Here is a 12,578-nt window from a genome sequence, read left to right as displayed (position 1 = left end):
CCTCCGGCTCCCTGCGGGCCCGCCGGCGCGTCGCGGTACGATCGCTCCGCCATGGAGATGAATGCCACCTACAACAGTTTTGTCGCGGTCGGCGACAGCTTCACCGAGGGCATGTCGGACCTGCTGCCCGACGGCTCCTACCGGGGCTGGGCCGACCTGCTGGCGGCCCGCCTCGCCGCCCGTACGCCGGGTTTCCGGTACGCGAACCTCGCCGTGCGCGGCAAGCTGATCCGCCAGATAGTCGACGAGCAGGTGGACCTGGCGGCGGCCATGAAGCCCGATGTCGTGACCCTGGTCGGCGGGCTGAACGACACCCTGCGCCCGAAGTGCGACATGGGCCGGGTGCGCGGCCTGCTGGAGGAGGCCGTGGAGCGGCTGGCCCCCGCGTGCGGGCAGCTGGTGCTGATGCGCAGCCCCGGTCGCGACGGTCCGGTGATGGAGCGCTTCCGCCCGCGCATGGAGGAGCTCTTCGCCCATGTCGAGCGGCTGGCGGCCCGGCACGGCGCTCTCGTCGTCGACCTGTACGGCGCCGAGGTCATGGGCGACCCGCGGCTGTGGGACCTGGACCGGCTGCACCTGACCTCGGAGGGCCACCGGCGGGTGGCCGAGGCCGTGTGGCAGGCCCTGGGCCTGGAGGCGGAGGAGGACTGGCGGGCGCCGCTGCCGCCGCCGGTGCCCATCGCCTGGCCGGCCCGGCGGATCGCCGACGTGCGGTTCGCCCGCCGGCACCTGGGCCCCTGGATCGGGCGGCGGCTGACCGGCCGGTCCTCCGGCGACGGCCGGCCGGCCAAGCGGCCGGAACTGCTGCCGTACCTCCTCGACGACGAGTCTCCGCTCCCGTAGCGGCGCGGGCTCGGGGGGACCCGGCGGCGCGTGCGAGGGCCCGGTGGCGGCGGGCGTACCGGCCGCCATGGCTCCTTCGTAGCAAGCCACAATCCGGACCGCGGCGCCGACCTGCAGAAACCGCCAGTAGAATCCGGTCATGTGACTGCTGTGTCTGCGAAGCCTCGCATCCCCAACGTCCTGGCCGGCCGCTACGCCTCCGCGGAGCTTGCCGTCCTGTGGTCCCCCGAGCAGAAGGTGAAGCTGGAGCGCCAACTGTGGCTCGCCGTGCTGCGTGCCCAGAAGGACCTCGGGATCGAGGTGCCGGAGGCCGCGCTCGCCGACTACGAGCGGGTGCTCGACCAGGTCGACCTGGCGTCTATCGCCGAGCGTGAGAAGGTCACGCGCCACGACGTGAAGGCGCGGATCGAGGAGTTCAACGCGCTCGCGGGCCACGAGCAGGTGCACAAGGGCATGACCTCGCGCGACCTCACCGAGAACGTCGAGCAGTTGCAGATCCGGCTGTCGCTGGAGCTGATGCGCGACCGCACGGTGGCCGTGCTGGCCCGGCTGGGCAAGCTGGCGGGTGAGTACGGCGAGCTGGTCATGGCGGGGCGCTCGCACAACGTCGCCGCCCAGGCCACCACACTCGGCAAGCGCTTCGCCACCGCGGCGGACGAGCTGCTGGTGGCGTACGCGCGGCTGGAGGAGCTGCTGGGCCGCTACCCGCTGCGCGGCGTCAAGGGCCCGGTCGGCACCGCGCAGGACATGCTGGACCTGCTGGGCGGGGACGCCGCGAAGCTGGCGGAGCTGGAGCAGCGGATCGCCGGCCACCTGGGCTTCGGCAACGCCTTCACCTCGGTCGGCCAGGTCTACCCGCGCTCGCTCGACTACGAGGTCGTCACGGCGCTGGTGCAGCTGGCGGCGGCGCCGTCGTCGCTGGCGAAGACGATCCGGCTGATGGCCGGGCACGAGCTGGTCACCGAGGGCTTCAAGCCCGGCCAGGTCGGCTCCTCCGCCATGCCGCACAAGATGAACACCCGCTCCTGCGAACGCGTCAACGGCCTCATGGTCATCCTGCGCGGCTACGCGTCGATGACCGGCGAGCTGGCGGGCGACCAGTGGAACGAGGGCGACGTGTCGTGCTCGGTGGTCCGCCGGGTGGCGCTGCCCGACGCGTTCTTCGCGCTGGACGGGCTGCTGGAGACGTTCCTGACCGTGCTGGACGAGTTCGGCGCGTTCCCCGCCGTCGTCGCCCGCGAGCTGGACCGCTACCTGCCCTTCCTGGCCACCACGAAGGTGCTGATGGCGTCGGTGCGCGCCGGGGTGGGCCGCGAGATGGCGCACGAGGCCATCAAGGAGAACGCGGTGGCGTCGGCGCTGGCCATGCGGGAGCGGGGCGCCGAGCGCAACGAGCTCCTCGACAAGCTCGCCGCCGACGACCGCCTCCCGCTGGACCGGGCGCAGCTGGACGCGGCGATGGCGGACAAGCTGTCGTTCACGGGTGCCGCCGCCGACCAGGTCGGTGCGGTGGTCGCCCGGATCGAGGAGATCGCCGAGCAGCACCCGGAGGCCGCCGGCTACGTCCCGGGTGCGATCCTCTGACCCGGGGCACACGACCCGTATGACTCCACAGGAACTCCTGGCCGCCCGCGACCGCGTCGTCCCCGACGTGATCGCGGGCGGCCTGTCCGTACTGTTCTGCGGCATCAACCCGGGCCTGATGTCCGCCGCGACGGGACACCACTTCGCCCGGCCCGGCAACCGCTTCTGGCCGGTGCTGCACCGCTCCGGTTTCACCCCACGCCAGTTGCGCCCCTCCGAGCAGGAGGAGCTCCTGACGTACGGGCTCGGCATCACCAACGTGGTGGCGCGGGCGAGCGCGCGGGCCGACGAGCTGAGTGACGAGGAGTTCCGCGAGGGGGGCCGGCTGCTGGCGCTCAAGGTGGAACGGCTGCGCCCGCGCTGGCTGGCGGTGGCGGGGATCACCGCGTACCGCACGGCCTTCGGGGAGCCCAAGGCGCGGATCGGGCCGCAGGAGCGGACGATCGGCGGCACCCGGATCTGGGCTCTGCCCAATCCCAGCGGGCTGAACGCGCACTGGACGCTGGAGACGATGGCGGAGGAGTTCGCCCGGCTGCGGGAGGCGGCGCGGGAGGAGCGCCGGTAGCCGCAGGCGGCGCCGGTCGCGCCCGGCAGGTCCCAGGCGACGACTGCCGCCGCGAGGCCCGACTCGGTGCGGAGGGTCGCACACGCCTCCCGCACGCTCGCGGCCCACCGCGGCTCCAGCCGCGCGCCGGGCGCGCCCGTCACCCCGGGGGACGCCCGCCGGTGCTCCCGGCCGGCGGGCCGGGGTCTCAGGGCGGGTCGATCCGGGTGACGGCGGCGACCAGCTGGAAGGGCAGCTCCTTGTCCCACTGGGAGACGCCGAGGGCTATCCAGTGCCCGTCCACCCGCCAGAGGTGGACGTCGGGCACGGACCGGCTCAGCGTGTCCCAGGGGTCGGGTATCTCCTCGCCGGACATGACCCGGTCGGACACCGACCACAGGCTGAACACCTGCGGTGCGCCCCAGCGGACCGTGAGCAGCGACGCGAGGGCGTCGCGCTCGGCCTCGTACTGGTCCTCGACGCTCTCGCGCCGGGTGCCGTCGTCGTCCCAGAAGTCCTCGCTCGTGGCGAGCTCCACCAGGTGGTAGCCGGCCCCGCCGCGGCCCGGGGCCGTCTCGCCCGACTCCCGGGGGTAGGGACGGGAGCGCAGCTGATCGATGGTCGCCAGGTGCCGTGCGGTGGTCATGGCTCCAGTAAAGCCCGGGGCACTGACAATTGGCGTTCCGTCAGTTTCCCGCGGGCGCCCCGTCCCCGGCGCCGGTGGCCCGTCCCCGGCGAGGGGTGTGACAACCCGACCGGGTCATTGAGTACCATCCGGCAGACATGCGTTCTAGCTGGGAGGACACACGGTGAGCCGGCTGACCGGCGGGGACCCGTCGCTGTTGCGGCGGATCAATTCCGCGGTGGTACTCCACGCGCTGCGCGGCGCCGACGCGCGCACGCTCACCGACCTCACCCGGATCACGGGGCTGTCCCGGCCGACCGTCGAGGGCGTGGTCGAGGGGCTCATCGGCACCGGTCTGGTGGTCGAGGCGGCGCCCGAGGAGGGCGAGGCCAGGCGGCAGGGGCGGCCGGCGCGGCGGTTCCGGTTCCGCGCGGAGGCGGGCCATCTGCTGGGCATCGAGATCGGTCCGCACCGGGTCGCCGCGCTGATGTCGGGGCTGGACGGGCGGATCATCGGCGCCGGTTCCCGCGCGGTGCCGGAGACGGCGTCGGCGGACGAGCGACTGGAGCGGGTGCGGGCCGTCGTCGCGGACGTCCTGCGGCGCACCGGGGTCGCGCGCGGGAGTCTGCGGGCGGTGGGCGTCGGGACGCCCGGGATCGTGGAGGCGGACGGGACCGTACGGCTCGGCACGGCGCTGCCCGGATGGACGGGGCTGGCGCTGGGCGAGCGGCTGCGGCGGTCGTTCCGGTGCCCCGTGCTGGTCGAGAACGACGCCAACGCGGCGGCCGTGGCCGAGCAGTGGAAGGGCGCGGCGACCGACTCGGACGACATCGTCTTCGTCCTCGCCGGGCTGAGCCCCGGGGCCGGTTCGCTGATCGGCGGGCGGCTGCACCGGGGGTTCGGCGGGGCGGCCGGGGAGATCGGCGCCCTGCACCTGCTGGGGCAGGGGGCGACGCCGGAGACGCTGCTGTCGACCACGGACGAGCCCCTGCACCCGCTGGACGAGCAGGCGGTGGCGGAGGTGTTCGCGCTGGCCCGCAAGGGGGACGCGCGGGCCAGGGAGGCGGTGGACCGCTTCATCCAGCGGCTGGTGCACGACGTGGCGGCGCTGGTGCTGGCGCTCGATCCGGAGCTGGTGGTGGTCGGCGGCTGGGCGGCCGGCCTGGACGGGGTGCTCCAGCCGCTGCGGGAGGAGCTGGCGCGGTTCTGTCTGCGTCCGCCCCGGGTGGCGTTGTCCCTGCTGGGCGAGGCGGCGGTGGCGACGGGTGCGCTGCGGCTGGCGCTCGACCACGTGGAGGAGCAGCTGTTCGCGGTCGAGGGTACGGTGACGGCCCGCCGCTGAGCGGCGGGCCGGGCACGGCGGGGCGGGCGGGGGGCCGGGTCAGGAGGCGATGCCGAAGTCGCCGGCGTCGCCGAAGGTGAGCCGGCAGGTGTCGGCCCGGTAGGTGGCGACGGAGACGGCGGCGGTACGGCCGTCCGTCAGGTACCGGGTGGTGACGACCAGGACGGGCGCGCCGGGCAGCCGGTCGAGCTCCTTGGCGTCGTCCGCGCGGGCGGAGCCCAGCTCGACGGAGCGGTCCTGGCCCTCCAGCGTGAGCCGCTGCAGCTCCCGCAGCACGCTGCGGGCGCGGGCCGGTCCCGACGGGGCGTCGATGGCGGTGAGGTCCGGTACCGAGCGGGCGGGGACGTACAGCTGCTCGGCCGCCACGGCCTGACCATGTGTCACGCGCAGTCGCCGCACGGTGTGCACGGGCTCGCCGGTGCCCCCGTCGAGGTCGAGGAGGCGGGCCACGGCGGCGGGCGGGGCGGTCGGCGAGCAGTCGACGGGCTGCCAGGTCTCCTCGCCGGAGCCGGGCCACTGCGCCTGCGTGGTGGAGACGTCCACCCCCACGCGGGGCGGTGCGACGGTGGTGCCGACACCCCGGCGGCGCTGGAGGCGGCCCTCCAGCTCCAGTTGCTCCAGGGCCTGACGGAGCGTGGCGCGGGCGACGCCGAAACGGGCGGCCAGGTCCCGCTCGTTGGGCAGGATCTCCCCCACGGAGAACTCCGTGTCCAGCGCTTCGCCGATCACGGTCTTCAGGTGCCAGTACTTGGGCTCCGGCACCGATTCCAGCTGCGTGGTCCCCACCCTGATCCTCCGCAATCGCCGGACTCCCGGCGGCTTTCCGTGCCTTGTTTATTAAAGGTTCCTGCACTAACCCTTGTGACCATAGGACGGCACACACCCTTGGTCAAGACCAATCGTCGGCCGGTCACCCTGCGCGGTCGAGCCTTGTCGTGGAGCGTTCACAGGCTGTTCGCGCGGACGGCGGGCGTACGCGGAAGGCCCCGCGGTCCGGAGGGACGCGGGGCCTGCGCGGGGTTCCGTGGGCGCTTCCGCAGGCGGCTCTGCGAGCGGGTCAGGGCTGGAGAGAGGTGAGTTTGTCCGGGTTCCGTACGATGTAGATGCGCTGGATCCTGCCGTCCACGACGTCCACCTGGAGCAGGGTCTCCGGGTGCCCGCCGGCGAGGACGAGGACGGCCGGCGCGCCGTTGACCTCGACGGTGCGGAACGCGGCGTCCGCGGCGGTTCCTCCGGCGACGGCGCACATGAACCGGCCGATCTTGTCGGCGGTCTCCATGACGCGCAGGGGCGCCTTGGCCTTGCCGCCGCTGTCGCTGATGAGCCGGGCGTCCGGGGCGAGCAGGGCGAGCAGCCCCTCCAGGTCGCCGCCGGCGGCGGCGGCGAGAAAGCGTTCCGTCAGGTCGCGCCGCTCGGCGGGGTCGACGTCGTAGCGGGGCCTGCCCTCGTCGACGTGCCGGCGGGCCCGCCCCGCGAGCTGCCGTACGGCCGCCTCCGACCGGTCGAGGGTGGCCGCGATCTCCGCGTACGGGAAGCCGAACGCCTCGCGCAGCACGAACACCGCGCGCTCCAGCGGGGAGAGGGACTCCAGGACGACCAGGACGGCCAGCGCCACGGAGTCGGCGAGCACCGCGCGCTCGGCGGTGTCGGGGACGGTCGGGCCGAAGTCGGTGACGACCGGCTCGGGCAGCCACGGGCCGACGTACGCCTCGCGGCGGGCCTGCGCCTGGCGGAGCCGGTCGATGGCGAGCCGGGTGGTGACGCGCACGAGGTAGGCGCGCGGCTCGCGGACGTCCGGGCGCGCGGTGGCCGACCAGCGCAGCCACGCCTCCTGGACCACGTCCTCGGCGTCGGCCACGCGGCCGAGCATCCGGTAGGCCACCCCGGTCAGGACGGGCCGGTGGGCCTCGAAGAGGCGGGCGGTGTCGTCGGCGTCCGTGCCGGGTGCTGTCTCCGTGTCCGTTGCCACCGCCCCATCATGCGCCACGCGCCGCGACCGGCCCGGTCCGCCCCCCGACTCGCGCCCGTACGGCGGCGATCGGCGGCGATCCGGTGTCTCCACGGCGGCGGTGGTGCGCCGGGGCGGGGCGGACCGCGCCGTACGGGGCGGGCGCGACGGCCCCCGGACCGCTCGGGTGCGCCCGCGGCACGTCCCGGGCGCCGGTCATCCGAGGGACCGGCCGCCGCCGGGGCGATCGGCCCGCGCGGGGTACCGGCCGCCGGTCGCGAGGTCCCTCCCTTGGACGTTCCCGGGCCGCGCGTCGCCCCGCCGCCCGTCCCCCGGCCGCCCGTCGCCCTCGTACCCCTCGCCCCCGTGCCTGCCACCGGCCACCGGCTGCCGATCCGGCGGGGTGTCCGCGCGGAGCGGACCGTCACCCCGCACCGGAGCCACCACCGCGGGGGCCGGGGCGCGCAGGACACCCGAGCCGAGCGCGACTCCCGCGCCGACCAGCGCGCTGCCGACGCCCTGCGCGAGCCCGTAGGAACCGGTGGCGACGAGCGGCGCGGTCATCGCCGCCGACACCGGGATGAGCCCGGAGAACAGGGTCGCGCGCTCGGCCCCGATCCGCTGGACGCCCATGTACCAGCAGACGAATCCCACGACCGTGACGACCGCCGCCTGCCACAGCAGCGCGACCGACTCCTGCCCGGTCGGTACGCGCACCATGGCGGTGCCGTCCGACAGCAGCCCCGCGACGGCCGATTCGAGCGCGGCGACGCAGCACACGGTGGCCGACAGCAGCTTCGGGCCGAGCGGCTTCAGGACCGGCACGGCCAGGACGGCGAAGCCGACCTCGCCCAGCAGCGCCCCCACCGACCAGGCGATCCCCGCCAGGTCGGTACGCCCCCACCCCTGCACGGTGAACGCCCCGGCGGCGACGAGCAGCGCCCCGTACAGCACCGGCCGGGTGGGCCGCCGGCCGTTGACCGCGGGCACCAGCACGGCGACCACCACGGGCGCGCAGCCGACGAACACACCGGGGATGGCGGGCTCCGCGGTGCGCTCGGCGGCGAGGACCGCCAGGTTGAACCCGACCATCCCCACTGCGGCGAGCAGCGCGACCCGCCCCCACTGGCGGGGCGTCAGGGCCCGTAGTGCGGTGGCCGCGCCCCGTCCCACGAGGGGCAGCAGCAGGAGGAAGGCCAGGCCGTAGCGGATGGCCTGCCCTCCCGCGTGCGGGTAGTCGCCGAGCACGCTGTTGGCGGTGAAGGACGCTCCGACGAGGACACAGGCGAAGGCCGCGAGCGACATACCGCGGATCCGGTTGCGGTTCATGCCGTCGACGCTAGGCGGGGGCGGTGGTCCCGCTGAAGGGCCACTTCCCTCCCGTGTTCGGGGACCACTTCGCGGACGCGGCCCCTGGCGCGGGGGCCGGGGGCGGACCGCCCGGCGGGCGCCCTAAGGTCGGGGTCATGACGGACGAGTGGGGCGGGGGCGCCTGGGAGCTGCTGGTGCCGGCGGTCGCGGCGCCGCCCAGGCGGCGGGGCCGGGCGCTCCAGTCGGCGCTGCGCGACGCGGTCCGGTCGGGGCGGCTCGCGGCCGGGACACGGCTGCCGTCCAGCCGGGAGCTGGCGGCCGACCTCGGGGTGTCCCGTGGGCTGGTGACCGAGGCGTACGAGCAGTTGACGGCCGAGGGCTACCTGCGCAGCGACCGGGGTGCCGGGACCTGGGTGGGGGACGCGGCACGCCGGGCCGCGCCGGCCGCGCGGGACCTGGCCCCGGGGACGGCGGGCGCCCTGGTCGACTTCCGCCCCGGCACGCCGGACCTGTCGCTGTTCCCCCGTACCGCCTGGGGGGCCGCCCAGAAGGCCGCGCTGTCCCGGCTGCCGCACCGCGCGCTGGGGTACCCCGATCCGCGTGGGCTGCCGGAGCTGCGGACGGCCCTGGCCGCGCTGCTGGCGCGGCGGCGCGGGGTGGTGGCCGACCCGGAGCGGGTGGTGGTGTGCTCGGGCGTCTCGCAGGCGATGACGCTGCTGGGATTCGTGCTCCGGGCGCGCGGCCTGCGGGCCCTGGGCGCCGAGGATCCGGGCAGTCCCGAACCCACCGCGCTCTTCGCGTCGGCGGGCCTGCGGACGGTTCCGCTGCCCCTGGACGCCGAGGGGCTCGCCCCGGCGCCCCTGGCCGCGTCCGGACTGCGGGCCGTGCTCACCACGCCCGCCCACCAGTTCCCCTCCGGGATCGGCTACTCCGCCCGGCGCCGCGCCGGGCTCCTCGACTGGGCGCGCACGGTGGACGGCCACCTCATCGAGGACGACTACGACGGCGACTTCCGCTACGACCGCGCGCCCGTGGGCGCGCTCCAGGGCCTCGACCCCGAACGCGTGGTCTACACCGGCTCGGTCAGCAAGTCCCTGGCGCCCGGCTTGCGCCTGGGCTGGATGCTGGTCCCGGAGTCCCTCGCCGACGAGGTCGTCGAGCGCAAGCGCACCATGGACCTGGGCAACCCGTCGCTCGACCAGGCCGCGCTCGCCCACTTCGTCACGAGCGGGGGTTACGACCGCCACCTGCGCCGCTGCCGGCGCGCCTACCGGGAGCGGCGGGACGCGCTCATCGCCGCCCTGGCCGAGCACCTCCCCGGTACGGAGGTCAGCGGCATCGCGGCCGGTCTGCACGTCATCGCGCGCGTGCCGGGGCGCCACGCGGCGGGCGCGCCGGAGGCGGTGTTCCTGGAGCGGGCGGTCTCGGCGGGGGTTGCGCTGCGGCCGCTGAGCGAGTTCGCGTCGGCGCGCCCGGACGACGCGGACGTCCGGCTGGTCCTCGGGTACGCCCACCTCTCGCCGGCCGAGATCGCGCGGGGCGTACGGCTGATGGCGCTGGCCCAGCGGAACTGACGCCGGCCGCACGGGGGTTCACGGCACGCGCCGCCGGACGGTACGTTCGGCCGCAGAGGGGCGACGTCCGGGTGGCGCCGGAGCGCGGCGACGTCCCCCGGCGGACCTCGGCGGTCCCCGCGCGACCCATTCGGTTGAAAACCGGATGTAAGCGACCAGACGCACGCTTAACCCATCAGTCACAAAGCGTTTGTGATCGCGCAACACCACTGGGTCACAGTGAAGCCATGACTGACGCGACTCCCGTGAAGCACCGCCGCCGCCACCACTGGCGGCGGGACCTCGTCGAGCTGGCCGCCCTGTTCACCGCCGTGGCCGTCGCGGACGCGGTGGCCAACACCATCGCGCACGGCCCCGACGGCCCCTACCTCCTCGCCGTGTCGGCGGTCGCCCTGGTCGCCACGGCGGCGTTCCACACCTGGTGGGCACGGCGCCACAGCCACGCCCCGCCGGCCGAACCCGATACCGGCGGCGGCCCGGCGGCGACCGCCACCGGCCGGACGACCGCCACCGGCCGGGACACGACGGCCGGTACGGCGCTGTGGCGGATGCGGACCACCGTCCGGGACGAGCCCGGCAGCCTGGCCGCGCTGTGCACGGCGCTGGCCCACCTGCACGTGGACATCCTGACCCTGCAGACGCACCCGCTGGCCGACGGCACGGTCGACGAGTTCCTGCTACGGGCTCCCGCCTCGCTCCAGGCGGCGACGCTGACACGGGAGGTCGCGGCGGCGGGCGGCACCGGCACCTGGACCGAGCGCGCCGACGCCCACGACCTGGTGGACACCCCGGCGCGGGTCCTGGGACTGGCCACCCGTACCGCGCTGGACGCGGCCGAACTGCCGCTGGCCTTGCGGCAGTTGCTCGGCCGGTGCACGATCCACTCGCTGCCGGCCGTCTCCCCGACCGGCCGCCCGACCGGGGCGACGGCCCCGGTGGAGGGCGCCCTGGAGGACGGGGAGACCGTGATGCGGCTGCGCGACCCCCACGGTGGCGCCATCACCATCGAGCGGCCGTACCTGCCGTTCACGCCCACCGAGTTCGCCCGGGCCCGCGCCCTCGTGGAGCTGGACGCCCGCCTCGGACCGCGCATCCCGCGCAGCCAGGACGTCCTGACCCTCCCCGAGGGCAACGAGATCACGGTCCGCCGCGCCGACCAGAGCGACCTGGACGCCGCCCGGGCCATGCACGACCGCTGCTCGGCCCGCACCCTGGGCCTGCGGTACCACGGGCCGGTCGGCGACGCCGACAGCTACCTGAACCACCTGCTGAGCCCGCGGTTCGGCCGCACGCTCGCCGTCGAGACGGCGTCCGGCCGGCTCGTCGCCCTCGGCCACCTGCTGTGGGACGGCGACGAGACCGAGGTGGCCCTCCTCGTCGAGGACGACTGGCAGCGCCGCGGCATCGGCTCCGAGCTGCTGAACCGCCTGGTGGGGCTGGCGCTGGAGGCGGGCTGCGAGAGCGTGTACGCCGTGACGCAGTCGTCCAACACCGGCATGGTCGCCGCGATGCGGGGGCTCAACCTGCCGCTGGACTACCAGATCGAGGAGGGCACCCTGGTGATCACCGCGCGACTGAACGGCGTTCCCGCGCGCCGTCCTCAGCGGCAGACCGGCCGGGCCGAGCGCTGAGCGCCTCCGTCAGGTCGCGCCACAGGTCCTCGACGTCCTCCAGGCCGACCGACATGCGCAGCAGCCGGTCGCTGACGCCCGCCGAGCGCCGGTCGTCCTGGTCGACGATGCGGTGACTGATGGACGCGGGGTGCTGGATCAGGGTGTCGACGCTGCCGAGGCTGACCGCCGGCGTGATCAGCCGTACTCCGGCGATCACGTCGTGCGGGTCGCCGTACACCTCGAAGGAGACCATGGCGCCGCCGATCTCCGGGTAGTACACCCGGGCGATCCTCGGGTCCGCCGAGAGCCTGCGCGCCAGGTCGGCGGCGGTGGTGGCGGCGGCCCGCATCCGGACCGGCAGCGTGGACAGCCCGCGCAGCAGCAGATAGCTCGCCAGCGGGTGCAGGACGCCGCCGGTGGCGAACCGCACCTGGCGCAGCCTGCCGGCGAACTCCTCGTCGCAGGCCACCACGCCGGCGAGGACGTCGCCGTGCCCACCGAGGTACTTGGTGGCGCTGTGCAGCACGATCCGCGCCCCGTGCTCCACCGGGCGCTGGAGCACCGGGGTGGCGAACGTCGAGTCGACGAGGAGCGGCACCGAACCGCAGGCGAGGGCGACGGCGCGGATGTCCACCTCGGCGAGCGTGGGGTTGGCGGGGGTCTCGACCATCACCAGCCCGGTGTCGGGGCGGATGGCGTCGGCGATGCCCGCCGGGTCGGTCCAGGTGACCTCCGTACCGAGGAGCCCGGCGGTCAGCAGGTGGTCGCTGCACCCGTACAGCGGCCGGACGGCCACCACGTGCCGCAGCCCCATGCTCGCCCGGACGAGCAGGACGGCGGTCAGGGCCGCCATGCCGCTGGCGAACGCGACGGCGCTCTGGGTGCCCTCCAGCCGGGCGAGCGCGGTCTCGAATCGGGCGGTGGTGGGGTTGTCGAGCCGGGCGTAGACGGGCGGACCGTCCGGGCGGGCGCCGGTGGTGGCGAACGCGTCGATGCGTTCCGCCTCGGCTCTCGCGTCGTGGGAGGGGTACGTGGTGGACAGGTCGAGCGGGACGGCGTGCAGGCCCTGGGCGGCGAGGTCGTCGCGTCCGGCGTGCACGGCTTCGGTGGCCAGCGCCCTCGGGGTGGGGAGGGCGGGCGAGGCGTTGTAAGGCAGGGTGTCCATGGAGGGCACTGTGAACAGATACCGGGGAG

The 12,578-nt window shown here is 75.2% G+C and carries 11 protein-coding genes; 6 read left to right on the top strand and 5 right to left on the bottom strand.

The features are described 5' to 3' along the window. Positions 1-51 precede the first annotated feature (51 nt). The 3 genes from IE109_RS18315 to mug all read left to right on the top strand — a co-directional run bounded on the left by IE109_RS18315 (position 52) and on the right by mug (position 2,992). The gene (locus IE109_RS18315) at positions 52-843 is read left to right on the top strand and encodes an SGNH/GDSL hydrolase family protein (protein WP_189551980.1); all 792 of its coding nucleotides are present in this window, start codon (positions 52-54) and stop codon (positions 841-843) included. Positions 844-984: 141 nt separating this feature from the next. Beyond that, the gene (gene purB / locus IE109_RS18310; protein WP_189551979.1) at positions 985-2,427 is read left to right on the top strand and encodes an adenylosuccinate lyase; all 1,443 of its coding nucleotides are present in this window, start codon (positions 985-987) and stop codon (positions 2,425-2,427) included. Positions 2,428-2,446: 19 nt separating this feature from the next. Beyond that, positions 2,447-2,992 carry a G/U mismatch-specific DNA glycosylase gene (gene mug / locus IE109_RS18305; protein WP_189551978.1) on the top strand — a complete coding sequence of 182 codons (546 nt, stop codon included), beginning with the start codon at positions 2,447-2,449 and terminating at the stop codon, positions 2,990-2,992. A gap of 187 nt (positions 2,993-3,179) precedes the next feature. Here the strand turns inward: mug and IE109_RS18300 are convergent, their stop codons facing one another. After that, positions 3,180-3,617: a hypothetical protein gene (locus tag IE109_RS18300; RefSeq protein WP_189551977.1), complete on the bottom strand. Its 438-nt coding sequence runs from the start codon at positions 3,615-3,617 to the stop codon at positions 3,180-3,182. A gap of 163 nt (positions 3,618-3,780) precedes the next feature. On the opposite strand from IE109_RS18300, the gene IE109_RS18295 reads away from it, so the two are divergent. Then, positions 3,781-4,938, top strand: coding sequence for an ROK family transcriptional regulator (locus tag IE109_RS18295; RefSeq protein WP_189551976.1), 1,158 nt, complete (start codon positions 3,781-3,783; stop codon positions 4,936-4,938). Positions 4,939-4,977: 39 nt separating this feature from the next. On the opposite strand, the gene IE109_RS18290 is transcribed toward IE109_RS18295, so the two are convergent. The 3 genes from IE109_RS18290 to IE109_RS18280 form a co-directional block, all read right to left on the bottom strand. Beyond that, positions 4,978-5,724 (bottom strand): GntR family transcriptional regulator, encoded by a 747-nt coding sequence (locus tag IE109_RS18290; RefSeq protein ID WP_189551975.1) that lies wholly within the window; start codon positions 5,722-5,724, stop codon positions 4,978-4,980. 271 nt (positions 5,725-5,995) lie between these two features. Next, positions 5,996-6,907 carry an RNA polymerase sigma-70 factor gene (locus IE109_RS18285; RefSeq protein WP_189551974.1) on the bottom strand — a complete coding sequence of 304 codons (912 nt, stop codon included), beginning with the start codon at positions 6,905-6,907 and terminating at the stop codon, positions 5,996-5,998. A 195-nt stretch (positions 6,908-7,102) separates the two neighbouring features. Next, a complete protein-coding gene (locus tag IE109_RS18280; protein ID WP_189551973.1) occupies positions 7,103-8,215 on the bottom strand; it encodes a DMT family transporter in 1,113 nt (370 codons plus the stop codon). Between the two features lie 137 nt (positions 8,216-8,352). On the opposite strand from IE109_RS18280, the gene pdxR reads away from it, so the two are divergent. Together pdxR and IE109_RS18270 are read left to right on the top strand one after the other, a co-directional pair. Continuing rightward, positions 8,353-9,771 carry a MocR-like pyridoxine biosynthesis transcription factor PdxR gene (pdxR, locus tag IE109_RS18275; RefSeq protein WP_189551972.1) on the top strand — a complete coding sequence of 473 codons (1,419 nt, stop codon included), beginning with the start codon at positions 8,353-8,355 and terminating at the stop codon, positions 9,769-9,771. A gap of 227 nt (positions 9,772-9,998) precedes the next feature. After that, positions 9,999-11,402: a GNAT family N-acetyltransferase gene (locus IE109_RS18270; protein WP_189551971.1), complete on the top strand. Its 1,404-nt coding sequence runs from the start codon at positions 9,999-10,001 to the stop codon at positions 11,400-11,402. On the opposite strand, the gene IE109_RS18265 is transcribed toward IE109_RS18270, so the two are convergent. After that, positions 11,335-12,549 (bottom strand): trans-sulfuration enzyme family protein, encoded by a 1,215-nt coding sequence (locus tag IE109_RS18265; protein WP_189551970.1) that lies wholly within the window; start codon positions 12,547-12,549, stop codon positions 11,335-11,337. The two genes, IE109_RS18270 and IE109_RS18265, sit on opposite strands and share 68 nt — an antisense overlap. Positions 12,550-12,578 lie beyond the last annotated feature (29 nt).

The sequence above is a fragment of the Streptomyces lavendofoliae genome (assembly GCF_014649735.1).
GTDB lineage: Bacteria > Actinomycetota > Actinomycetes > Streptomycetales > Streptomycetaceae > Streptomyces > Streptomyces lavendofoliae.
Note: the sequence above shows the minus strand (reverse complement) of the source record. Positions and strands in the feature narration are given on the sequence as shown.

Bases quoted from the DNA above. Each gene is read 5' to 3' on its own strand.
- IE109_RS18315 (WP_189551980.1), top strand. From the start codon at position 52: ATGGAGATGAATGCCACCTACAACAGTTTTGTCGCGGTCGGCGACAGC.
- IE109_RS18280 (WP_189551973.1), bottom strand. From the start codon at position 8,215: ATGAACCGCAACCGGATCCGCGGTATGTCGCTCGCGGCCTTCGCCTGT.
- IE109_RS18270 (WP_189551971.1), top strand. From the start codon at position 9,999: ATGACTGACGCGACTCCCGTGAAGCACCGCCGCCGCCACCACTGGCGG.
- IE109_RS18300 (WP_189551977.1), bottom strand. From the start codon at position 3,617: ATGACCACCGCACGGCACCTGGCGACCATCGATCAGCTGCGCTCCCGT.
- IE109_RS18265 (WP_189551970.1), bottom strand. From the start codon at position 12,549: ATGGACACCCTGCCTTACAACGCCTCGCCCGCCCTCCCCACCCCGAGG.
- mug (WP_189551978.1), top strand. From the start codon at position 2,447: ATGACTCCACAGGAACTCCTGGCCGCCCGCGACCGCGTCGTCCCCGAC.
- pdxR (WP_189551972.1), top strand. From the start codon at position 8,353: ATGACGGACGAGTGGGGCGGGGGCGCCTGGGAGCTGCTGGTGCCGGCG.